The 23,135-nt window shown below is 36.4% G+C and carries 21 protein-coding genes; 4 read left to right on the forward strand and 17 right to left on the reverse strand.

The window, feature by feature from the left end:
* Window positions 1-117 precede the first annotated feature (117 nt).
* The 3 genes from BR87_RS04425 to BR87_RS04435 all read right to left on the reverse strand — a co-directional run bounded on the left by BR87_RS04425 (window position 118) and on the right by BR87_RS04435 (window position 6,068).
* Window positions 118-1,179 (reverse strand): BMP family lipoprotein, encoded by a 1,062-nt coding sequence (locus BR87_RS04425; RefSeq protein ID WP_035029202.1) that lies wholly within the window; start codon window positions 1,177-1,179, stop codon window positions 118-120.
* Between the two features lie 334 nt (window positions 1,180-1,513).
* Entirely contained in the window at window positions 1,514-3,856 is a 2,343-nt protein-coding gene (locus BR87_RS04430; RefSeq protein ID WP_035029205.1) for a DNA translocase FtsK, read from the reverse strand.
* 130 nt (window positions 3,857-3,986) lie between these two features.
* Window positions 3,987-6,068, reverse strand: coding sequence for a DNA topoisomerase 3 (locus tag BR87_RS04435; RefSeq protein ID WP_035029208.1), 2,082 nt, complete (start codon window positions 6,066-6,068; stop codon window positions 3,987-3,989).
* A gap of 344 nt (window positions 6,069-6,412) precedes the next feature.
* Between BR87_RS04435 and BR87_RS04440 the strand changes: the two genes are divergently transcribed.
* Window positions 6,413-6,688 carry an acylphosphatase gene (locus tag BR87_RS04440; protein WP_035029211.1) on the forward strand — a complete coding sequence of 92 codons (276 nt, stop codon included), beginning with the start codon at window positions 6,413-6,415 and terminating at the stop codon, window positions 6,686-6,688.
* A gap of 68 nt (window positions 6,689-6,756) precedes the next feature.
* Complete coding sequence (gene yidC / locus BR87_RS04445; RefSeq protein WP_035029213.1) at window positions 6,757-7,686, forward strand: membrane protein insertase YidC; 930 nt, start codon at window positions 6,757-6,759, stop codon at window positions 7,684-7,686.
* A 177-nt stretch (window positions 7,687-7,863) separates the two neighbouring features.
* Here yidC and BR87_RS04450 read toward each other — a convergent pair whose 3' ends face one another.
* From BR87_RS04450 to gndA, 3 genes are all read right to left on the reverse strand, one after another.
* Window positions 7,864-9,351, reverse strand: a complete 1,488-nt coding sequence (locus BR87_RS04450; RefSeq protein WP_244877026.1) for a HAMP domain-containing sensor histidine kinase — start codon at window positions 9,349-9,351, stop codon at window positions 7,864-7,866.
* 68 nt (window positions 9,352-9,419) lie between these two features.
* A complete protein-coding gene (locus BR87_RS04455) occupies window positions 9,420-10,112 on the reverse strand; it encodes a response regulator transcription factor (protein ID WP_035029218.1) in 693 nt (230 codons plus the stop codon).
* Window positions 10,113-10,377: 265 nt separating this feature from the next.
* Window positions 10,378-11,811, reverse strand: a complete 1,434-nt coding sequence (gndA, locus tag BR87_RS04460) for an NADP-dependent phosphogluconate dehydrogenase (RefSeq protein ID WP_035029219.1) — start codon at window positions 11,809-11,811, stop codon at window positions 10,378-10,380.
* 430 nt (window positions 11,812-12,241) lie between these two features.
* Here gndA and BR87_RS04465 point away from each other — a divergent pair, with 430 nt between their 5' ends.
* Window positions 12,242-13,198 (forward strand): magnesium transporter CorA family protein, encoded by a 957-nt coding sequence (locus tag BR87_RS04465; protein WP_035029220.1) that lies wholly within the window; start codon window positions 12,242-12,244, stop codon window positions 13,196-13,198.
* A gap of 75 nt (window positions 13,199-13,273) precedes the next feature.
* Window positions 13,274-13,405 carry a DUF4044 domain-containing protein gene (locus BR87_RS12815; protein WP_084683560.1) on the forward strand — a complete coding sequence of 44 codons (132 nt, stop codon included), beginning with the start codon at window positions 13,274-13,276 and terminating at the stop codon, window positions 13,403-13,405.
* Between the two features lie 350 nt (window positions 13,406-13,755).
* Here BR87_RS12815 and recN read toward each other — a convergent pair whose 3' ends face one another.
* The 11 genes from recN to BR87_RS04525 all read right to left on the reverse strand — a co-directional run bounded on the left by recN (window position 13,756) and on the right by BR87_RS04525 (window position 23,070).
* Entirely contained in the window at window positions 13,756-15,468 is a 1,713-nt protein-coding gene (recN, locus tag BR87_RS04475; RefSeq protein WP_035029222.1) for a DNA repair protein RecN, read from the reverse strand.
* 40 nt (window positions 15,469-15,508) lie between these two features.
* Window positions 15,509-15,958 (reverse strand): arginine repressor, encoded by a 450-nt coding sequence (argR, locus tag BR87_RS04480; protein WP_035029223.1) that lies wholly within the window; start codon window positions 15,956-15,958, stop codon window positions 15,509-15,511.
* 160 nt (window positions 15,959-16,118) lie between these two features.
* Entirely contained in the window at window positions 16,119-16,946 is an 828-nt protein-coding gene (locus tag BR87_RS04485) for a TlyA family RNA methyltransferase (protein ID WP_035029224.1), read from the reverse strand.
* Window positions 16,947-16,961: 15 nt separating this feature from the next.
* Window positions 16,962-17,861 (reverse strand): polyprenyl synthetase family protein, encoded by a 900-nt coding sequence (locus BR87_RS04490; protein WP_035029227.1) that lies wholly within the window; start codon window positions 17,859-17,861, stop codon window positions 16,962-16,964.
* Between the two features lie 17 nt (window positions 17,862-17,878).
* Window positions 17,879-18,121 carry an exodeoxyribonuclease VII small subunit gene (locus BR87_RS04495; RefSeq protein ID WP_404813335.1) on the reverse strand — a complete coding sequence of 81 codons (243 nt, stop codon included), beginning with the start codon at window positions 18,119-18,121 and terminating at the stop codon, window positions 17,879-17,881.
* Window positions 18,118-19,452 (reverse strand): exodeoxyribonuclease VII large subunit, encoded by a 1,335-nt coding sequence (xseA, locus tag BR87_RS04500; protein ID WP_035029233.1) that lies wholly within the window; start codon window positions 19,450-19,452, stop codon window positions 18,118-18,120. Before xseA ends, BR87_RS04495 begins: the two co-directional genes overlap by 4 nt.
* Before the next feature lie 28 nt (window positions 19,453-19,480).
* Window positions 19,481-20,329: a bifunctional methylenetetrahydrofolate dehydrogenase/methenyltetrahydrofolate cyclohydrolase FolD gene (folD, locus tag BR87_RS04505; protein WP_035029237.1), complete on the reverse strand. Its 849-nt coding sequence runs from the start codon at window positions 20,327-20,329 to the stop codon at window positions 19,481-19,483.
* 120 nt (window positions 20,330-20,449) lie between these two features.
* On the reverse strand, window positions 20,450-20,893 hold the full coding sequence (gene nusB / locus BR87_RS04510) for a transcription antitermination factor NusB (RefSeq protein WP_035029239.1): 444 nt from the start codon (window positions 20,891-20,893) through the stop codon (window positions 20,450-20,452).
* Window positions 20,890-21,315, reverse strand: a complete 426-nt coding sequence (locus BR87_RS04515; protein WP_035029243.1) for an Asp23/Gls24 family envelope stress response protein — start codon at window positions 21,313-21,315, stop codon at window positions 20,890-20,892. The genes nusB and BR87_RS04515 overlap by 4 nt, the downstream gene beginning before the upstream one ends.
* Window positions 21,316-21,355: 40 nt before the next feature.
* Window positions 21,356-21,913: an elongation factor P gene (efp, locus tag BR87_RS04520; RefSeq protein ID WP_035029245.1), complete on the reverse strand. Its 558-nt coding sequence runs from the start codon at window positions 21,911-21,913 to the stop codon at window positions 21,356-21,358.
* Window positions 21,914-22,008: 95 nt separating this feature from the next.
* Window positions 22,009-23,070, reverse strand: a complete 1,062-nt coding sequence (locus BR87_RS04525; protein ID WP_035029248.1) for a M24 family metallopeptidase — start codon at window positions 23,068-23,070, stop codon at window positions 22,009-22,011.
* Window positions 23,071-23,135: the final 65 nt, after the last annotated feature.

Consider the following 23,135-nt stretch of genomic DNA (forward strand, 5'->3'; position numbering starts at 1 on the left):
TCAATATGGTACAGTGCAAGAAATATTTTAGTGTTTTATAAAAAACGATAAGAGATGAAAAGGCCGGAATAAATACCCGGCCTTTTTGTCGACATTCAACTTCGTCTTACTAATTTCTTATTTTTCTGGAGTTTGAGGTACTTCAATGTCGCCATTGATGATTTTTTCTTTGTAATCTGCTACTGTCTTTTTAACTTCGTCTGTTAAGTTGCCGTCTGTTATATCAACGCCGCCTTCAGCTAAACCAAAGTTTGTTGTTTCTCCACCAGTAAAGTTTCCAGCCATTGCATCATTCGAAATATCTTTCACTGCTGCGCCTACACCTTTAAGCGTAGAAGTTAAAGTCAAGTTACCTGAATCATATTTACCTTCAGCTTCTTGGTCGCGGTCTACACCGATTACCCATATTTTTTTAGAAGAATCAGCTTTCATACGGTCTTTAGCCTCTGAGAACACGCCATTACCTGAATCACCAGCTGCTTGATAAATAATATCGATGCCGCTGCTGTACATTGCCGCTGCTAATTGTTTTCCACGTGCTGCATCTCCGAAAGAACCCACATATTCCACTTTTACATCGATAGATGGATCAACTTCTTTAACGCCGGCAACAAAACCAGCTTCAAAACGTGAGATAACATCACTTTCTTGTCCGCCGATAAATCCGATTTTACCTGTTTCTGTTGATTCTGCTGCAGCTACACCTGCTAAGAAAGCTGCTTCATGGTCTTTGAACAAAACAGATTCAACGTTTGGAGCATCTATAACATCATCAATAATAACAAAATGTTGATCTTCGTTTTGTTCTGCCACATCTGTCATGGCTTCTTTTAATTTATAACCGATACCAAAAATCAAGTCAAAATCAGCATTTACTCCACTATTTAAATTGGTTACAAAATCTGAGTCTTCATTTGATTGTATATAAGTATACCCTTCTGCGCCTTCTTTTTTACCGTTATCTTTACCCCATTCTTGCATACCTTCCCATGCAGATTGGTTAAAAGATTTATCATCTACTCCACCTACGTCAGTGACCATCATGACAGAAAAATCGTCACCTGATTTTTTTGCAGAATCTGAAGAAGCTGTATCTGAATCATTTGATCCACAGGCTGCTAACGTCGCACCTGAAACTAATCCTAAAGCTAAAAGACTCATAAAATTGCGTTTTTTCATTAAAAAAACCCCCAACATTTTTTTAGTGCGAATAAATTACCATTCATTCACCCTCAATAAGTATAGTACCATCTTTAATCTATAAAATAAACAACAAAACGATGATTGCAAACGTTTTACTCAAAAATTGTTCACTTTTTAATCTCCTTCTCATCTAAGATAAAAAAACTTGTTAAAACAGGAATAGGGCAAACAACATTTAGAGCTGAAGCTGATGCATTCCTAATAAATCCGAGTCCGATTTTTTTTGTAAATCTCAGATAACAACTGTGACAATAAGCAAAAAGAGATAAGCATTTGTCTCATCTCTCCTCACTCTTTCCTTTTACTTTATTTAAATTCCTGCATTTTCTTCTTCAGGATTACCAGGTACTTCTGTAATGTTTACTTTTCTTGGCTTGCTTCCTTCTGAAGGTCCTATTATCCCCCGCATCTCCATCTCGTCAATCAAACGAGCAGCTCGGTTGTATCCAATTCTAAAACGTCTTTGCAATAAAGAAATACTGGCTGTCTGCATTTCCACAATCATTTGGACAGCTTCATCGTATACTTCGTCTTGGACTTCTCCACTGACAGATTCCGGTTCATCAACAGGCATCATTTCCTCTACGTAGTTGGCTCCCTGTTGACCTGTAACATATGAAACGACACGTTCTACTTCATCGTCTGAAATAAACGCTCCTTGAACACGAACCGGTTTGTTTTCTCCCATTGGCAAGTAAAGCATATCTCCTCTTCCAAGAAGTTTTTCAGCTCCGCTGCTATCAATGATCGTTCGTGAATCCGTTCCACTTGAAACGGCAAACGCAATACGTGAGGGAACGTTTGCTTTGATGATACCAGTTATGACATCGACACTTGGCCGTTGTGTAGCCAAAATCATATGGATTCCAGCTGCTCTTGCCATTTGTGCCAAGCGTATAATAGCATCTTCCACTTCATTACTTGCTACCATCATTAAATCAGCCAACTCATCTACAACGACTACAATAAAAGGAAGTGTAGGATGATTCGCACCCTCTTCTAAGTTCTTTTCTAGCACGAACTGATTGTACCCGGTAATGTTCCGCTGACCGCTGGCAGCAAAAAGTTCATACCGTTGTTCCATTTCAGCAACTACTTTTTGTAGAGCCTGTGCTGCTTTCTTAGGATTTGTGACAACAGGTGTCAATAAATGCGGGATACCGTTATAAACATTCAATTCTACCATTTTAGGATCGATCATCATTAATTTCACTTCATTTGGTTTAGCTTTCATCAACAGACTAGTAATTATTCCATTAATACAGACCGATTTTCCGCTTCCTGTTGAACCCGCCACTAATAAATGGGGCATTTTAGTTAAATCAGCCATCGCCACATTGCCTGAAATGTCTCTGCCTAGAGGTACTTCTAAAAGTTTTTCGTTGTTTTTTACTTGTCCTTCAATTACATTACGAAAAGCCACTAAACTCACTTCACTATTTGGAACTTCTATTCCAATAAACGGTTTCCCCGGAATCGGAGCTTCCATTCGAATGTCTTTCGCTGCTAATGCTAGTGCTAAATCATCGCTTAAACTTACTATCTTGCTAACTTTTACGCCGACAGCCGGTTGAATCTCATATTTAGTCACAGCCGGTCCCAAATTAGCTTTGGTTACTTTAGCATCTACACCAAAACTTGCAAAAGTTTCTTCTAGTTTTTTTACATTTTGTTGAATCAACGTGTATTCATTTGTTTGGTCCGTCTCTTTTATTTCATCTAGTAACGTAACCGGCGGAAGTTGGTAATCTGTATTTTCAACTTCCATTTTAATTTCAAAATCTAAATTATTTTCATTGACTGGCTCTTCTTCGACTGCTCTTTTTTTATTTTGTTCATCTGTTTGTACCCGTCTTTGATAACTGTCGATTTCTAATTGCTGCTGCTCGACATCATCAGGTAGCACATTATTTTCTATTTGTCCTGATGAATGTTCTTTTTTTAATGGTTTTTTTTCAGGTTTTAACGTCTTCTTGTTCGTTTCCTTATCCATTACTGAGGAAGTTTTATTTTTTTCTTTCAGTTTCTGCCGTTCTCGAATCCTCGCTAAAATTGAAGCAAAGAATGATTGAACAAATTGACTGATCTGTTTAACTGCGCTTCGTATTATCTCCATAAATTTTTTAAAAGATAAGTCAAAAATAAAAAAGAACCCGATAAACCAAAAAATGCCAACTAACAAATACGTCCCCCATTGAGAGAATAGGAAATAACTGGCTGCGTATAAAACTGCTCCAATCAGCCCGCCGCCTAAAGACTGGACAATTTCATTTTTAGCCATGTCCGTCATAAAAAAACGCAAGGTTGCTGAGATCACATTTAAATCTGAGTGAATAATGGGAGAAAACAAGCGAGCATGCAGCAACAATAAAATACCTGCATAAAGTATTCCCAAGCCAATCAATCGTTTGTTTTTAAACGGCGGCTCTGTTCCTTTAAAAATTAAATAGCCACCGTATAAAGCGACTAATAATGCAGCAAACATAAATGTATTCCCTACAAAAAAGCGGAATAAGTTCGCACTTAAAATACCGACAAATCCTAATTGAGAGGCTGCAAATAAACTTAAAATAATAAATAGTATTCCAATAATTTCAATTGAAAAACTTTGTTGTTCTCTTTTTTTAGTCGTACTCTTTTTTTTAGCTGCCACAACTACAGAACCTCCTTTGACACTTCTTTCCTATTATACACAAAATAAATAAAAAGCGGAATCGTCTCTCTAAACAAACACAAAGCCTTATATTTCAACTTTCAAAATATAAGGCTTTTGTATTTTCCTTTTAATTTCCTTGTTTTTCCATAGCAGCTTTTAAAGCAAGTGCCAATGGGCTTTCAACTTCTTCTTGGGCTTCTTGATTTACTTTTTTCAACAAGCGCTTGGTTTCGTGTTTAGTGATTTTTTTGTTTTTATTGTCTCCCATTTTTTCAGAAAGATTGCAGTATTTGCATTTAAAATATTTTCCTTTTTTTCCTTCATGAATCTCCATTTTCCGATGACATTGAGCACAACGTCGATTAGAGATTTTTGGTTCTTTAAACCGTCTGTACGAACAAGATGTGCTGCTGCAAACTAATAATTTACCTTCTCGCCCATTGCGTTCTTTTAATAATTCACCGCAATCTGGACAAATTTTAGTGGTAATCGAATGGTCTTTATATGTTTGTTCGCTCATTTTTATTTCTTTAACTAATCGATTGGCTTCTTTTTTTATTTCTTTCAAAAAAGCTTCTTTTTTTAGTTGACCTAAAGCTATTTTTTCCAGTGAGTTCTCCCATTTGCTTGTCAATTCCGGTGTGACCAAAGCCGGATTCACTAACGTTAATAATTGTTTCCCTTTTGGAGAAACTGATAATTTCGTAGTTTTTCGCTCCATTAATTCACTGCTGATCAATTTCTCAATGATTTCCGCCCGAGTCGCCGGTGTCCCTAAACCATATCTTTCCATTTTTTGAAGCAAGGCCGATTCAGTTAAACGATTGGGAGCTTTAGTTAATTGTTTTTTCACCTTGACTGTCGCTTGCTTTAATTGTTCGCCTTGCTTGTACTGTTTTTTACTTTTTGTCGGCTCAACTTGCCGCCAGCCATTTTCCAATACGACTTCTTGCTGCAACTTAAATGTTACATCTTCAACAGCTAACCAATAAGTTGTTTGAGCCACTTTATAAGCTGGTAAAAACAAACCTAAAAACCGTTCTACGATCATGCGATAAACACGCAATTCATCCTGATCCATTTTTTCTGGTCGCGGCCGTTCTTCCGTTGGAATAATCCCGTGGTGATCAGTAACTTTACTGTTATCAAATACGCCTTTTTGAGTCACTTTTGATCCTTTTTTCACTACCTCTTTTACTTCTGAGCTGGCAAATGACTGGATAGCTTGTAAGCGATCTTTCATTGTATTTTGCATATCCGTTGTCAGATGCTTTGAATCTGTTCTGGGATAAGAAACAACTTTATGCCGCTCATAAAGAGTTTGCATAATATTCAATGTCTTTTTCGCTGAATATTGATAACGCTGATTGGCTTCTCGTTGCAGTTCTGTTAAATCATAGGGCAATGGAGCTGCAGAACTGCGGATTTTCTCTTTCACTTCTTTAACTAAGATTGGTTTCGAAGATAGGCGGTCAGCTAATTTTTCTGCTTCTATTCGTTCATGAAATTTTTGTGGAGCTCCTTCCACCAAGCTAGCAGCTTGCTCATCCACAATTATCTCTAGCGTAAAGTAGGTTTCTGGTACAAATGCTTCAATTGCTGCTTCTTGTTTCCTCACCATCGCTAAAGTTGGAGTTTGGACCCGTCCAGCTGATAAGCTATCTTGGTATTTAACTGTCAAAGCCCTAGTTACATTCAATCCTATTAACCAATCTGCTTCAGAACGTGCTATCGCTGCGTCATATAAGTCATCGTATTTCTGGCTCGGCTGCAGCTGTTTAAAACCTGTACGGATAGCTTGATCTGTTTGCGACGAAATCCATAAACGTTTTACCGGTTTATTGAACTTGCTATATTCTAGGATCCAACGAGCTACAAGTTCTCCTTCGCGTCCTGCATCTGTTGCTATCACAGCTTGGCCAACATCTTTTCGTTGTGCTAAGCGTTTAATTGCTTTTAGTTGATGTTCTGTATTTTTTAAAGGTTTGATTTGCATCTTTTCTGGAATCAATGGCAAAGTTTCCATATTCCACGTCGCCCATTCTGGTTTATAATCTTCAGGCATCTTCAATCCCACTAAATGGCCTAGCGCCCAGGTGATAATGACTTCTTTACCTTCAATATAATTTTTGTTTTTTTGATTTGCTCCTAGTACTCTGGCGATTTCTTTGCCAACACTTGGTTTTTCAGCAATAATTAGAGTTTTCATTTTATTTCCTTTCTGTGCGTATCTATTCGTCTATGGTCTTTATTCCGTCCGTTTGTTTTCCTTTAATAAGGACAAAGCTAAAATAATTGTATGCTATCTTTAGACCCAACGCAATACCAGTACTCTGATTCTTTGCTCATCTATAAATTATTTGACGGATTCCTTTTGTACTTATAAAATAGAGATAATAACATACCGAAATTTCAACTGTTTTTGCCAACTTTCCATTAGAAAGTGAGGTCTCTAAGAGATGGTTAATTTTAATCGAATCAAAGAGAGCATGCAACAGTACTTGCCTTTCAAAAAAAAAAACAAACATATCTGAACCACTAGGAGGAAAACCGATGAAAAAAGTGAAACTGACAGTAAAGGGACGTGTTCAGGGAGTAGGATTTCGTTACATGACAAAGACGGTAGCCGACCAATTGGGTGTCTTCGGGATAGTTCGCAATGAATCCGATGGCAGTGTTTATATTGAAGCAAATGGCGAACCAGAAAAAATTGATGCTTTTATTGAAGAAATAAGAAAATCGCCATCTCCAAGCGGAAAAGTCGAACATATTGATCTGACAGAAGATGCCACATTGCCTACAAAAGATAATTTTTCAGTAAGTAATTGAATTCGCTTCACAAATCCTGTATAGTTGGTGTGTTATCGGTAAAAAACATTAATGAAGGATAGTGAACAATGAAAAAAAATAACAAACTTCTCTTAACTGGATCACTTTTAGGCGTCATGCTCTTTCTTTCTGGTTGTATGAGTACAGATAAACAAGGTAATCCTAAAGGTTTTATTTACGAATTTTTAGTTGTTCCTACACAACAACTGATTATTTGGTTAGCTGATACATTTAACGGTAACTATGGTTTTGCAATTATTATCATTACATTAATTGTTCGAATCATTATCTTGCCTTTAAATTTAAGCCAATCGAAGAAATCTTTAACACAACAGGAAAGAATGGCTTTTATCAAACCTGAAATGGATGCCATTCAAGCTAAACAAAAAGCTGCTGTTACTCCTGAAGAAAAAGCAGTTGCTCAACAAGACTTAATGGCGTTATATAAAGATAATAATATGAGTATGCTCGGTGGAATCGGCTGCTTGCCATTATTGATTCAAATGCCAATTTTTACAGCCATGTTCCAAGCCATTCGGTTATCGCCTGAAATTGCTAATAGTACATTTTTGGGTATCAGTTTAGGTGTCCGTAATATTCCTTTAGCTATTGCAGCTGGGCTGATTTATCTTGTACAAGCTTATGTTTCGATGATTGGTGTAGCACCTGAACAAAAGAAACAGATGAAAACCATGATGTATATGAATCCAATCATGATTTTGATGTTTACCATTTCTTCTCCGGCTGGATTAGGTTTATATTGGTTAGTTGGTGGATTCTTCGGAGTTTTCCAAACTTTGATTACCAACTTCTACTTCAAACCAAGAATCAAAGCACAAATAACAGAAGAAATGAAAGATCGTCCAAAAAAAGAACGAGTCATTAAAACTGTTGAACCTTTAAATGAACAACCTACGTTAACAGCTAATTCTATGCCTAGACAAACTGCTTCTAAAAATAGAAATGGCCGCAATGCGGGTAAACAACAAAGAAGATAAAAAAAGATTCCTGCTTTTAAAAAAGCAGGAATCTTTTTTTTTAGAGTTGAGTATTATAAGTTTTTCTGCAATCAATGTCTAGCGTTCAAGCCCTGATCTCATGGTACGCTTGATCTTTGCTCACAGTGCTACTTTCCTAAATTTCTTTCGAGTCAAAGCGGGCTTGTCCCGCTTTTCTTATTTAACGGTATTTTCTATTTCTTGGGCTTCTTGGTCATTTAGTTCTTGGTAAAGCGGTAATTTGATTCTAAAAATAGAGCCGTATCCTAAAACACTATTTACAGAAATAGAACCTTTATATCCTGTCAAAAGTTCTCTAGCAATTGCTAATCCTAATCCATTTCCGCCTTTGTGCCGACTTCTGGCTTTATCTACACGATAAAATCGGTTAAAGATTTTTTCTGTGTCTTCTTGTGTCATACCTTCCCCAAAATCTTGAATCGCAATATTCAATTCTTGATTTTCTACCGCAATAGAAACATGAACTTCTTGACGGTCGGTAGAATATTTTACAGCATTATCCATTAAAATAATGAGGATTTGTTCTAAATGATTTCGATAGATAGGTACATAAACTTCTCCATCAATTGCATCATCTAAATTAAACACAAAATCCGGATAAATCATTTTAAAATTGTTAACTGTTTGCAAAACCAGCGGCCGAATGGCTGTTTTTTCATTTTTATAATGAATTTCGACTTGTTCAGCTCTTGATAGATCCAGCATTTCTTGTACTAAACTTTTCATTCGTTCAATTTCTTGCAAAGAAGCTAAAAGAGACTCATCTAAAATTTCAGGATCATCTTTTCCCCAACGATTTAATAATTTCAAATGTCCTTCCATTACAGCAACAGGTGTTCTCAACTCATGAGAGACATCTTCAACAAATTGCTTTTGTTGTTCAATGTATTGTTGCATTTTGTCCAACATATCATTAAACACATTCGATAAATGTGTCAGTTCGTCATTGCCTTCAGCAACTTCGATTCGAGAAGTTGATTGAGTATCTTTTCGAATGTCGTTCATTGTATTGGTAATTTGTTTGATGGGCTTTAAGAAATTTACAGCCAACATATACCCTATGATACTGCTGAATACCAGCGCTAGGATATTAATAGTAACCAGAGCGAAAAAAATCCGTTCGTTCGTTCGATAGTAGTTGGCCATTTCGCTTGTAACTTGAATATAGCCAATCAGCTGCTGAGTTCTTTTTGAATAAATGGGCATAGTCCCTTGCAACCCTTGTACACCATTGATATCGATCGGTACGACCACTGGTTGAGCGGTTCTTTCAAAAGGAATATCTTTCTGTTTAGACTCAAATAATAAACGAGAAGTCGGACTGTACACACGTACCATTACTCCTTCTTCGTTCATTTTCGCAAAAATAGTATCTTGAAAATTACTCGGCTGTCCATAGGCTAAATTACGCTGGTCGAATTCATCGTCCATTTCAATAGGAGTTGATGTATACATACCGCCTAAAGCCATGTAAACTGCTTCTTTTGATAAACTTCCAGTTTCATTGTTCAATCGATTGGCGACTCCAAATAATGTTTCTTTTACATCTTCATTTTCTTGAGTCAGCAAGATTTGCCGGAAGCCGATAAAAATGATGATAGAAAATATAGAGAAAGTGAAGAAAATGGCTAATGCAGCTCCCATTGTCCACTTCCATTTTAACGAAATTCGTTTTTTCCTTTTTCGTTCTTTTCCTTTAAAAGAAAATGATTTCACGAACGCATCACGTATCCTGTTCCACGAACGGTTTGGATATAGCCTTCCCCACCCGGAACATCAATTTTATTTCGCAAATAGCGGATATAAACATCTACCACATTTGTTTCTACTTCTGTTTCATAACCCCAAACTTTATTTAATAAAACATCTCGTGCCAATACAACGTTGACATTTTCCATTAATTCCAATAATAATTCATATTCTCTTTTTGTCAGCTCAATGATCTCATCACCACGGCGAACAACCCGATTTTCTTTTTCAATAGTTAAATCACGGTAAGTTACTGTTGTCTGTTTGGTAATATTTTGTTCATTTTCAATTTCTATCCGGCGGAATAATGCACGCATCCGCGCCAATAATTCTTCTATAGCAAACGGTTTGACAATATAATCGTCTGCTCCATGATCTAAACCAGAAACACGGTCGATAACTGAGTCTCTAGCAGTCATCATAATAATGGGTACACTGCTAACTTGACGAATACGACGGCAAACATCAATTCCGTTCAGTTCTGGAAGCATTAAGTCAAGCAAAATAACATCCCACTTTTCCTCTTCATTCAATGCTGCTTCCAATCCCGCGCGTCCATTATAACGTACCTCTGTCTCATACCCTTCATGTTTTAATTCTAATTCAACAAAACGGGCCAAGTTTTTTTCATCTTCAATAATTAATATTCTATTCATTCTATTCCCACCTGTTCTTCTATTTTCATCGAACTTCGCTTTTGTTACAATACCATGCTATTCTTAAATTCTCAATAAGATTCTCATCTCATTATAATTTTACCATAAAACAGATGAAAATAAGAAGTTTTAAAAATCCTTTTGTTTTTTTAAATCAATTTGATTTTCAAGTAAGAAAAACGTTCGAAAAAAAAGGAGCTGAGATCGGTCCTCAGCTTCCTTAATCAATGAGTGATTCAATTATCTTATCGTTGTCTCCAAACGATTAAAGTTCTTCTTGTCCATTGTCTCCATACCAATCAAAATGAAAAGTTCCACTTCTGTCTGTTCTTTCATATGTGTGAGCGCCAAAATAGTCTCTTTGTGCTTGAATGATATTAGCAGGCAAACTAGCTGCACGGTATGAATCATAATAAGCAATTGCAGAAGAGAATGTCGGAACAGGAACACCTGATTTTACAGCAATCCCAATAACATCACGAACTGCATCTTGATAATTTTTTGTAATGTCCATAAAGTAATCATCCAACATTAAATTTTTCAGTTCTGGATTTTTATCATAAGCATCTGTAATTTTTTGTAAGAAACGTGCACGGATAATACAACCTGCGCGGAAAATCTTTGCAATTTCTCCATATTGTAAATTCCAGTCGTATTCTTCACTAGCTGTCCGCATTTGAGCAAATCCTTGAGCATAACTCATGATCTTGCTGAAATACAAAGCTTTACGAATATTTTCTACTAAAACCGCTTTGTCTCCATCAAATGAATACTCAGCTGGCTTTGGTAAAATTTCACTTGCGGCTACTCTTTCTTCTTTCAAAGCAGAGATGTAACGGGCAAAAACGGATTCCGTAATCAATGGAAGAGGGACACCTAAGTCTAATGCACTTTGTGAAGTCCATTTACCTGTTCCTTTGTTCCCCGCACGGTCTAAAATAATATCTACCATTGGCTTACCTGTTTCAGGATCTTTTTTTGTTAATGCATTAGCCGTAATTTCAATTAAAAAGCTATCTAACTCGCCTTTGTTCCATTCAGCAAAAACTTCTGCCACTTCATCAACTGATAGACCAACCACTTTACGCAATACATCATAAGATTCAGCAATTAATTGCATATCTCCGTATTCGATTCCATTATGAACCATTTTAACATAATGACCGGCTCCATTAGGTCCAATGTAAGTTACACAAGGTTCTCCGTCTTCAGCAACGGCAGCAATTTTTTCTAAGATGGGCGCTACTAGATCGTAAGCTTCTTTTTGTCCGCCTGGCATAATTGCAGGTCCTAGTAAAGCTCCTTCTTCTCCGCCGGAAACTCCTGTTCCAATAAAGTTAATACCAGATTCGGCTAACTCTTCGTTACGGCGCATTGTATCTTTGAAGAAAGTATTTCCCCCATCAATCAATACGTCTCCAGCATCAAGGTGAGGTAAAAGACCTTGAATTGTTGCATCTGTACCTTTTCCAGCTTGAACCATCAATAAAATCCGACGCGGTTTTTCTAATGAAGCAACAAACTCTTCAATTGTATAGGTAGGAACTAATTTTTTATCTGGGTGTTCTGCCACCACTGCTTCTGTTTTTGATCCAGTTCGGTTAAAAATCGAAACAGTATATCCTCTACTTTCAATATTTAAAGCTAAGTTTTTTCCCATTACGGCCATGCCCACTACGCCAATTTGTTGTTTACTCATGCGTAAACTCTCCCCTCGGTACTCGATTTTCTTGTTACTTGTTATATTTCTTCTGTCTTTACTATCCTACCAAAAAAATCCTGAAATTAAAAGGAAGGAATGTCCGAGAAAAGTTATTTATCAGCTAATGCAGCCAACTAGTTCTCAACTTTTGCTGGCTATTTTTGTAGAGAATTTTGATTAGCCATTCGCCTATAAATTCCAGCTGCATTCTTGGTCGCGTTTTGCTCCCTAACTTCTTCTTTAATTGTATTTAAGCATTATAGCTGATTATTTAAAGGAGTCTTCCATACAGTGTAAATTAACCCCAATGTTTTCATTTAGCTGCCTTTTACTACCTGCTTTTATTTAAAATAGTGTATGATAAGCTTATCTAAGTAAATAAATTACATTTCTCTTAGATTTTTATTCTATCTCAAGGGGGATTATCATGTATCAATCTTATCACACTGATTCTGACGGCAAAATAGTAGTAGATGAAAAAGACCAAATAACCGATTGGCTGCACGTGGCAAAGTCGACTGATGAAGAAATAGAACAATTGTCAAAAAAATTTCATTTCCCAAAAGACTTTCTTACAAGTGTAAAAGATCCTGATGAGGTTGCTCGACAAGAAAAGTTGGGGATGGATCCGGCAAAAGAACCTAACTTGATTGTATTTAACTACCCTTATAAAGAAACAAATGAACTAGGGTATGATGAATACATAACCATACCTTTGGCGATTATTCTAACTGAACATACTATTATTACGACTGCTGAAAAAACACCTTTTTTCATAGATAAAATGATTCGCAATCAAACAGATAATCCAATAAATACAAAAAATCCGGAACAATTTGTCTTAGAAGTAGCTTGGCAAATCTCTTCTCTTTATATCTTTTATTTAAAAGAAATTGTCAAAAAAACAGAAGCAATGGAACAACAACTGACACGATCAACCGAAAATGAACAGCTTTTTGCTTTGATGTCGCTCCAAAAAAGTCTCGTTTACTTTAATTCTTCTATTGAGGCAAGTCATCCTATTTTTAATGAATTAAAAGAAATTGAAGTCTTTACACAGCATCCTGAAAATCGTAGTTTGCTGCATGATGTGATTGTCGAAAACCGACAAGCTGAAGTAATGATCAAAGAAACCAACCAACTATTGACGCAAATCAGTGCTGTTTTTTCTTCCGTTATTTCTAATAATTTAAATAATATTATGAAATTTTTGACTTCTATTACCATCGTTTTAACTATACCTACCATTATTGGGGGGCTTTGGGGGATGAATGTTAATTTACCTATTGACGATACACCTGGAGCTTTTTGGATTATGATGTTCTTGATTGTCGTGGTCAGTATCTTTACCACTTGGGTTTTGAAAAAACACAATTATTTTTAAAAACCACTTGATATTACGTCCTTATTCAGGGTAAAATAGAGGAAATATACGCAATGAAAGTAGGCGAATCACCTCATGGCGAATAAAAAAGATACTAAACAGATTTCGGCAACTAAAAAATGGACCAAAGTTTTTGTTTGGGTCATGTTAGTTTCTATGCTAGGTTCCGGATTTATTTCTGTGATTTATACATTATTAGCTTCTTAAAAAAATAAACTTCATTGCTCACTTAGTGAGTAATGAAGTTTTTTAATGGTTCTATTATTTTTAGTGTTGGTAAGAAGAATGAGTCTATTCCACAACTTGAAATTTTCGGAGGAATAGCGGCTCCTTGCAGCCGTGTAAAGGATTCTTAAAAAACGAAGAACTGTGGGCATACGCCCAAGTGTATCATGTCTGTAAAACTGCTAAAGCAGCAACAGCCATGACAAGGCTTGAAAGGCTGGAGACATGTAAGGCTCCAGTCGTTCCCATGGCTCTTGCAAGCAGACGCGTAAATTCCGGAGGAAATTTCATTATTAAGCATGACCAACACAATTCGATAAAGAACCGTTTAATTATATCAGTTGTTTGCTCTTTTGTGTTTTAGCTAGTTCTCGCAGCTCTTTTGCATGTTCTAATGTCAGCTTCGTAATTTCTGTACCGGCTAACATGCGGGCAACTTCTTCTACTTTCTCCTCTTCTTCCAAAGGTTCAACATGTGTTTCAGTTCGTTCATCCACTTCTGTTTTAGAAATAAATAGGTGATGATCGGCCATAGCGGCAACTTGTGGTAAATGAGTGATACATAAAACTTGTGAATGCATGGCCACCATATAAATTTTATTAGCAATGGCTTGAGCTACACGACCGCTCACTCCGGTGTCTACTTCATCAAAAATAATACTAGTCAACCCTTGTGTTTTTGAGAATATAGTTTTCATAGCCAGCATCATTCTAGATAATTCGCCTCCAGATGCTACTTTCACAAGTGCTTTAAGTGGTTCTCCTAAATTAGCAGCAATATAAAATTCAACTTGATCAAAACCAATTTCGTGAGCATGGGCTGCATCGCTTTCTTTTTCTTGATTAAAGAAGCGTACTTCAAAGATTACTTTTTCCATAAACAATTCTTTTAATTGATCGTGGATGGCTGTTTCTAATTGTTTCGCCACGGCTTGTCTTTTTTTAGTTAACTCTTTTCCTTGTTGAATCAATTTTTCAGAAAGGCTGCTCAATTTTTTAACTAATTGATTAACGTGATCTTCTCGGTTTTGCAATTGATCTAATTCAACTACGATTTTTTCATAATAAGTTTTGATTTCTTCAAAAGAATCCCCATATTTTCGTTTCATCTGATGAATTAATTCTAGCCTTTTTTCAATTTCATTCAATCGATCTTCATCGTAAGCTAGTTGATCCAATTCTCTTAACATATCACTGGCTAGTTCTTGTAGCTGAAAGTAACTATTCGCAATATTTTCAGAAAACTGTTTATAAGTAGTATCAATATCTTCAATTGTACTTATTTCTGTCATGGCACGTCCGATTAAATCAATTCCGTTGGTTTCTTCTCCTTGTAAAGCATCATAACTTTCCGCTAAAACAGACGTAATCTTTTGAAAATTAGTTAACAGATTTCTTTCTTCTAGTAACTCCTCTTCTTCTTGTTCACGTAACTCAGCCATTTCGATGTCATTAACTTGGAATTGAAGCATATCCAACCTTTGAGCTAATTCTTGTTCGCTATTTTGCCACTTATCATAAGCTGTTTTAGCAGCTTTATATGCCGCAAAAGTTACAGCATAAGCTTCTTTCATCTTTAACAATTCTTTGTCGCCAAATTGGTCTAACATTTCCAAATGACGTTCTGGATTCATCAATTCTTGGTGTTCATTTTGTCCATGAATATCGATCAATGTTTCACCAATCAGTCGCAGTGTAGCAATATTAACTAAACGTCCATTAATACGGCAAACATTTTTACCGTTACGGTGAATATCTCGTTGAATAATTAATGTATCATCTTCTGTTTCGATATCATATGTTTTCAATAATTCATAAGTGATGGGGTTACTTTCCATTGTAAAAAGTCCTTCCAGCACACATTTGTTTTCGCCATACCGGATAAATTCATTTGACCCGCGTCCGCCAGCCAATAAGCCGACTGCATCAATAATAATTGATTTTCCGGCTCCCGTTTCTCCTGTCAAGACAGTCATTCCAGATTCAAAGCTTAAGCTTAAATCATGAATGATGGCAAAATTTTTAATCGTCAATTCCTGTAACATTTTATTTCACTCCTGTCAGCTTTTCTATAATTAAACTTAGTTAAATTAAACTGATAAAATGATTTTTTAATTTTTTTGCTGACTCCGCAGAGCGACAAATGATCAAAACACTATCGTCGCCAGAAATCGTCCCAAAAATTTCTTCAAAATTTGATAAATCAATTAAAGATCCCATAGCAAAAGCATTACCGGGAATCGTATGAAGCAGCAGAAAATAGTCTTGTATATCAACAGATACGAATGCATCTCTCATTAAGCGTTCTAATTTTTTGGATGTATCATACTGAACATCAGGCGGCAAACTATAGCGGTATCCTCCAGATAAAGCAGGAACTTTTACTAATTGGAGTTCTTTAATATCTCTTGAAATAGTAGCTTGTGTTACTTCAATACCCTTTTCCTCTAAAATACGCACGAAGTCCTCTTGCTTTTCAATTACATGATCTTGAATGAGATTTTGTAATAATTGATGCCGATCCTTCTTCTTCATATTTTCACCTCAATTTAATATTCAGTATAAATATACATTATTTTCTTTATCATACCCTACTTGGCACAGATAGAAAAGTAAATTATTACAAGGATTTTCGGTTGGATATCAGTAAAAACAAAAAAACAAACTTTGTATACGAATATACAAAACTTGTTTTCTAATTGTGTTTGCTTGCAAATGTTTCATGAGCAGCTGCTACTGTTTCTTTAACTTTTACATCAGCAGCTTTAGTTCCAGTAGGTTTTCCAGACCATTTTAAATGTGCTAAAAATTCAATGTTGCCTTCTCCGCCAGTAATCGGTGAAAAATCGAGCGCTTGAACATCATAACCCAAGGTAAGAGAAAAATGAAGGAGTTCTTGTACTATTTTCTGGTGAATATCGGAATCTCGGATAATACCTTTTTCTCCCACATCTTCTCGATTGGCTTCAAATTGGGGTTTGATTAAAGCTAACACGTCTCCATTTATGGCTATAATATCTTTTAACACAGGCAAAATTACGCGTAAAGAAATAAAAGAAACATCAATCGAAACCAGGTTAGGTTGACCTTTTGTAAAGTCCTTTAATGTACTATTTCTAAAATTGGTTTGCTCCATGACCACAACCCGCGGGTCTTGTCTTAATTTCCAAGCCAACTGATTGGTCCCTACATCTAAGGCATAGCTCATTTTCGCTCCATGCTGTAAAGCAGCGTCTGTGAAACCGCCAGTTGAAGATCCTATATCCAATAGAATCTTATCTTGCACCCCTACATTAAAAACTTTTATCGCTTTTTCTAACTTTAAACCTCCACGGCTGACATACCGTAGCTGTTCCCCTTTACACTTTAATTGAGTAGTCACAGGAATTTTTTCTCCAGCTGTATCAATTCGCTCGTTGTTATCGGTTAATACAATCCCTGCCATAATTGCTCGTTTAGCTTTATCAATAGAACTAAATAAACCTTGTTCTACGAGAAGGACATCTGCACGTTCTTTTTTCATAACTTCTTCCCCTCTTTACTGAACGGATAGTAAATCAAGCAAATCAAACAATAACTGACTATCCAATTCTTTATCCGCTTGCTTATACGCCATTTCAATTTGTCTCAAGTTTTCTTTAGCTTTTGTAATTTCGTTTCTTAAAGCTTCTTTTGCTCCTTCTAAAGTTAACAAAGCCGGATAAGTACTTTTACTTAAGACTGCATCCTTACCAGTCTGTTTACCTAATGTCTTTGTATCGCCGATCACATCAAGAATATCATCTAAAATTTGAAAAGCCAATCCAAAATGAGTCGCAAAATCAAGCAACAACCGTTCAACATCTGCTGAAACTTCAGCTATGAGCCCGCCTGCATAAACAGCAAACTTCAATAGTTCACCTGTTTTTTTCTCATGAACAGCCTTTAAAGCTGCTAACGATAATGCTTGATTTTCTCCTTCCATGTCTTCTACTTGTCCAGCTACCATCCCATTTGGTCCTGCAGCTTGAGCCAAAGCTAGAATCAAGGCTACTTTTTTTGAAGCCGGCAATAAACTGCCAGCTAAAATTTCAAACGCTTGTGTCAGTAAGCCATCTCCGGCTAAAATCGCTATATCTTCGCCATAAACTTTATGGTTAGTAGGTTTCCCACGTCTTAAATCATCATCATCCATTGCAGGGAGGTCATCATGAATCAAAGAATAGGTATGAATAAATTCCAATGCTGCTGCAGCTTCGTAGCCTTGGCTTACTTCTCCACCGAGAGCTTGAATAGTAGCTAACAATAACAGTGGCCGGATTCGTTTGCCGCCAGCAGTCAGCGAATAATGCATCGCTTGATGAAGTGTGCCATTTGAATTTGATTGTTCTTCTAAATAAGCGACAAGAACTTTCTCAATTTGAGGTTTTTCTTTTTGCTGAAACAGATTAAATTCCATTCGTTGCTTTCCCCCTTTTACTCTGTACCCTCTGCATTTTCAAAAATGGTTTCTGCTCCATTTTCATCGACAATTTTTGTGAGTGTCTTTTCTGCATTTTGCAAAGTCTCTTTACAAACTTTACTCAACGCTACACCTTTTTGGAATTGGTCTAATGCTTCTTCTAAAGGAACGTCTCCTCTTTCCAGTTTAGTAACTATTTCTTCTAGTTGCTGCATAGCTTCTTCAAATTTTACAGTTTCTTTTGTACTCACTTTTATTCCTCCATTTTGTTCACTACTTTTGCTTCAATACTGCCTTCATGTAAATGAATATGCACTAAATCTTCAACTTGAACTTGTTCTGCATTTTTAATAACTTTATCGTCTTTTGTAATGTAGCTGTACCCGCGATTCATGATTTTTAACGGACTTAGATAATCCAACGACTGTACCGCGTAATCAAATCGCTTTACTTGATTCTCCATAAAACGATTCATTTCAGTTTGCAACTGTTGGTTCAGTGTTTGTAAGTCGTCTTGCTTTTGCTTTACAAGGTGGCTTGGATCACTCAACATCAGTTTGTAAGTCAATAAACTATAATGTTGCTTTTCGGTTTTTACTCTTTCTGACAATGAACGTGTCAAACGTTCTGAAAGAAAATCTAAATTTTGAGCGTATCCTTCATAAAGTCTCTGAGGCTGTTTAAAAATATAAGATTCTAGACTTCGATTCAACCGCTGACTCAGAACTTCTAATTTTCTTATATAACTTTGAATCAAACGCAACCGCATTTGTTCTATTTTTAAAATTTCATCTGATAATAACGGTACGGACAATTCTGCTGCGGCAGTAGGTGTAGCTGCACGAACATCTGCCACTAAATCAGCTATCGTTGTGTCTGTTTCATGTCCGACTGATGAAATAATCGGCGTCTTCGCTTCAAAAATAGCACGGGCTACTTTTTCTTCATTAAACGGCCATAAATCTTCAATCGACCCTCCGCCTCGCGCTATTATCATTGTATCAAAATCTCCTTTAGCTTCTACCAACTCAATGCTTTTAACAATATCGTCAGCAGCTTTAGTTCCTTGTACTAAAGTAGGAAATACAACCAATTGGACTATAGGATAGCGACGTTTGATCGTTGTCATGATATCTCGCACTACAGCACCTGAAGGACTTGTAACAACCGCTATTTTTTTAGGAAATGTAGAAATCAGTTGTTTAGGTGCATCAAAAAGCCCTTCTTTTTTCAATTTTTGTTTCATTTCTTCTAAAGCTTGATACAAAGCTCCTATTCCATCGGGTTCCATGTGTTCAATGTACATTTGGTAATTCCCGCTTGCTTCATACAAAGAAATACGTCCGATAACTAAAACTTTCATTCCTTCTTCTGGTGTAAATTTCAACTTTTGATAAGCTCCTTTGAACATCATCGCTGAAATTTTTGCGCGGTCGTCTTTTATACTGAAATATTGGTGTGCATTAGGTCTATTTCTAAAGTTAGAAATTTCGCCGGTTAAATAAACACGTTCTAAGTAAGGATCTTGTTCAAACTTTCTTTTAATATATTTTGTCAAGGCCGTGACAGTTAAATAGTGTTCTGACAAATAACCCCTCCTGACTTTTTATGCTGATTTAGATTGTTTTTTGGGCACTTATAATTGTTTGGTACAATAACATCGTAATCGTCATCGGTCCGACTCCGCCTGGTACAGGTGTCAAATATCCCGCTACTTCTGAGACTTCATCAGCTTTAACATCACCTATCAATTTTCCGTTTTGATCACGATTCATGCCAACATCGATTACCGCAGCACCTGGCTTAATAAAATCTTTCGTGACAAAGTGACCGCGTCCAATTGCCACAACCAAGATATCCGCTGTTCGTGCGATAGCAGCTAAGTTTTTTGTTTTTGAATGAGCCATTGTCACTGTCGCGTCGTTCATTAATAATAATTGCGCCATTGGTTTCCCCACAATATTACTACGTCCGATAACAACAGCTGTTTTCCCTGCTATCTCAATTTGATGGCGTTCCAATAGTTTCATGATTCCATATGGTGTACACGCAATTTTATCAGGTTTCCCAATCAACAGCTTCCCCATATTGATAGGATGAAAGCCATCGATATCTTTTTTTGAATCAATCGCATTTAATATTTTCTCAGAATCGATTTGTTTAGGCAACGGCAATTGAACGAGAATACCATGAATCATCGGATCTTGATTGAAACGGTCAAGTTCATTTAAGAGTTGTTCCTCACTGATTGTATCTGAGTAGCGTTCTATTACTGAATGAAAACCTAAAGCTTGTGCACGCTTTTCTTTATTGCGTACATAGGTTTGACTAGCCGGATCTTCTCCAACTAACAGTACCACTAGTCCGGGAATGACACCTTTCATTTTCAGCTCTTCAACCATAGCTTGCATTTCTTCGTTCATTTCAGCTGCTAGTTCTTTTCCGCTCATCATAATTGCACTCATAGAAAACCCCGCCTTTTTCTGTCTAATTGACGCTCTTTAATTTCATTATGCTCATTTTACCATACAGATTCTTAATGTAGTATGGCTTTTATACCTTTTTAATCTAAAAGAAAAAGAGGCCTATTCAGCCTCTTTTTCCTCTAACTCATTGACAATATTTGCTAATACTCCATTAACAAATTTTCTTGATTTTTCATCACTGTATAATTTGGTAATTTCAAGTGCTTCATTCAAAGCAACTTTTGCTGGTACATCTGGCACATACAGCATTTCAAAAATAGCAATGCGCATAATGACTCTATCCGTTTTTGCTAATCGATCCATTGACCAATTTTCAAGATGACTTTGAATCTTCTCATCAATTTCTGCTTGGTACTCCACCACGCCGGTTACCAATAAATCTAGGTAACTTGGCACTGAAACTATTTCTACTTCATCTGATAAATCTTCTGCACTTGTTAAAGCCTGTTGCATAGCTTCTTCAATCGTAAGATCTTTATTAGCCGATAGTTGAAATAGAGACTGTAAAGCTTTTTCTCTAATTTCACGTCTAGTTAAACTCACTCTTCTTCACCGTCTTCGTCATCCAAACTAAACAAATCTTTTAATTCTGTTTTTTCCGGTACGATCCCTACAATATGGACGTTTACTTCTTTTAACTCGATATCAGTCATTTGAACTAATTGTTCGCGTACTTTTTCTTGCAGTTCTAACGCTACTTTCGGTACTGAAACCCCATAGTTTAAATAACAATAAATATCGACCTTTAAGCCCTCTTCATCAGAGGTTAAGTGCACTCCTTTTTTATGATCTACGCGACCAAATAATTCGGAAACACCTGAAGTTAACTTGCCTTGCATTGCATAAACACCGGCTACTTTATTTGCAGCAATCCCCGAAATGATTTCAATGACTTCTGGTGCCACTTCGATTTCGCCAAGAGTTCCTTTTGTCTCGTTTACTGCAAAATTTAATTCTTCAGCCATAAGGCAGACCTCCTAATTGGTTTTTCTCTAAAAAGTATTCTTATGCACGCGAAACGTATGAACCATCTTGGGTATTGACCACGATCATATCATCCACATTTACAAAAAATGGAACGTTAACATTTGTACCTGTTTCTAACTTAGCCGTTTTAGTTCCGCCTGAAGAAGTATCGCCTCGGATGCCAGGTTCAGTTTCTGCAATTCTTAAAATAACCGTGTTTGGCAATTCAACCCCTAATATTTCTGAGTTATACATCATGATATGAACTTCCATATTTTCTTTCAAATATTTTAGCTCTTCTGTAATAGACTCTGCGGGCAGTTCAATTTGTTCATAGTTTTCTGAATCCATGAAAACATGAGAATCTCCGCTTTCATACAAATATTGCATTTTACGATTATCAATTTGAGCTTTCCCAACTTTTTCACCAGCCCGGAAAGTTTTTTCTTGAACCGCGCCATTTCTTAAATTTCTTAATTTAGAACGGACAAAAGCAGCACCTTTACCTGGTTTAACATGTTGGAAATCGATAACACGCCAAATTCCTCCATCAAATTCAATCGTTAATCCTGTTTTAAAATCATTTACAGAAATCATTTAATTTTCCTCCTAGAATCGTTCCTATTTTCTGTTTCAGTGTATCATTTTTTCAAACAACTTCCTAATAAAAATTGTTCTGTTATCACTAATTTCTACAGAATAATCAGTTCTTTAGGCGAATGAACGATTACTTCATTTCCAAATTCTGTGATGACTAAATCGTCTTCTATCCGTACGCCTCCGATTCCCGGCAAATAAATACCCGGTTCGTCTGTGATCACATTTCCTGGAACAAATAATTTAGTGGCTGATTTTGAAACATTCGGTCCTTCATGGATTTCTAATCCAATACCATGTCCTGTTGAATGACCAAAAGCTTCGCCATAACCGTAGCTTGCGATATGATCACGCGCCACAGCGTCTAATTCCACTCCTGACATTCCTGGTTTAGCAGCATCAATTACTTTTAATTGAGCTTCCAACGTAATTGCATAAATTTCTTTTAGCTTTTCATCCGGTTCTCCCACAGCAAAAGTACGTGTCATATCTGAAACGTATCCTTCGTAGTAACAACCAAAATCAATGGTAACGAAGTCGCCTGTTTCAATCAATTTCTGACTTGCTACACCGTGAGGCATAGCTGAACGAATACCGCTGGCTACGATTGTATCAAATGAAACCCCTGTTGCTCCTAATCCACGCATATGGAAATCTAGTAAATTTGCCACTTCTATTTCAGACATTCCTGGTTTGATCTCACCTAAAATATATTGGAAAGCTGCATCAGAAATTGAACAAGCTTTTTTGATCGTTTCAATTTCAACATCTTCTTTGACTTCTCGTAATTCTTCTATTAAGTTTGAAACAGGTATTAATTCACTTGAGATAACTTGTTCTAATAATTCAAATGTACTAAAAGTAACAAAGTCCTGTTCAAAACCAAGCGTTTCAATTTTATCTGCTTCTGCTATCCGCGCTACTTCATCATAAATAGGTCCACTATTTTGTACAATTTCAAATCCGACGGCTTGAGCAGCAGCTTGTTCTGTATAACGAAAGTCAGTTATAAAGTAAGCAGTATGATGAGTGATCACACTTAATCCTGTAGTGCCGGTAAAATTGGATACGTAACGTAAATTATAAGGGCTAGTGATTAGTAATGCATCTAAGCCTCTTTGTCTCATGCCTTCTCTTACTTTTTTCAATCGAGACATTCATCCTCACTCCTCATCTTTTAGTTTCTTGTTAAAACTAATTGTCGTGCATAACTCAGCATAAT

Origin of the sequence: Carnobacterium mobile DSM 4848 (assembly GCF_000744825.1) — a bacterium.
GTDB lineage: Bacteria > Bacillota > Bacilli > Lactobacillales > Carnobacteriaceae > Carnobacterium_A > Carnobacterium_A mobile.

Bases quoted from the DNA above. Each gene is read 5' to 3' on its own strand.
- BR87_RS04425 (WP_035029202.1), bottom strand. From the start codon at position 1,179: ATGAAAAAACGCAATTTTATGAGTCTTTTAGCTTTAGGATTAGTTTCA.
- BR87_RS04435 (WP_035029208.1), bottom strand. From the start codon at position 6,068: ATGAAAACTCTAATTATTGCTGAAAAACCAAGTGTTGGCAAAGAAATC.
- BR87_RS04440 (WP_035029211.1), top strand. From the start codon at position 6,413: ATGAAAAAAGTGAAACTGACAGTAAAGGGACGTGTTCAGGGAGTAGGA.
- yidC (WP_035029213.1), top strand. From the start codon at position 6,757: ATGAAAAAAAATAACAAACTTCTCTTAACTGGATCACTTTTAGGCGTC.
- BR87_RS04450 (WP_244877026.1), bottom strand. From the start codon at position 9,351: ATGGGAGCTGCATTAGCCATTTTCTTCACTTTCTCTATATTTTCTATC.
- BR87_RS04455 (WP_035029218.1), bottom strand. From the start codon at position 10,112: ATGAATAGAATATTAATTATTGAAGATGAAAAAAACTTGGCCCGTTTT.
- gndA (WP_035029219.1), bottom strand. From the start codon at position 11,811: ATGAGTAAACAACAAATTGGCGTAGTGGGCATGGCCGTAATGGGAAAA.
- BR87_RS04465 (WP_035029220.1), top strand. From the start codon at position 12,242: ATGTATCAATCTTATCACACTGATTCTGACGGCAAAATAGTAGTAGAT.
- BR87_RS12815 (WP_084683560.1), top strand. From the start codon at position 13,274: ATGGCGAATAAAAAAGATACTAAACAGATTTCGGCAACTAAAAAATGG.
- recN (WP_035029222.1), bottom strand. From the start codon at position 15,468: ATGTTACAGGAATTGACGATTAAAAATTTTGCCATCATTCATGATTTA.
- argR (WP_035029223.1), bottom strand. From the start codon at position 15,958: ATGAAGAAGAAGGATCGGCATCAATTATTACAAAATCTCATTCAAGAT.
- BR87_RS04485 (WP_035029224.1), bottom strand. From the start codon at position 16,946: ATGAAAAAAGAACGTGCAGATGTCCTTCTCGTAGAACAAGGTTTATTT.
- BR87_RS04490 (WP_035029227.1), bottom strand. From the start codon at position 17,861: ATGGAATTTAATCTGTTTCAGCAAAAAGAAAAACCTCAAATTGAGAAA.
- folD (WP_035029237.1), bottom strand. From the start codon at position 20,329: ATGAGTGCAATTATGATGAGCGGAAAAGAACTAGCAGCTGAAATGAAC.
- BR87_RS04515 (WP_035029243.1), bottom strand. From the start codon at position 21,315: ATGGCTGAAGAATTAAATTTTGCAGTAAACGAGACAAAAGGAACTCTT.
- efp (WP_035029245.1), bottom strand. From the start codon at position 21,913: ATGATTTCTGTAAATGATTTTAAAACAGGATTAACGATTGAATTTGAT.
- BR87_RS04525 (WP_035029248.1), bottom strand. From the start codon at position 23,070: ATGTCTCGATTGAAAAAAGTAAGAGAAGGCATGAGACAAAGAGGCTTA.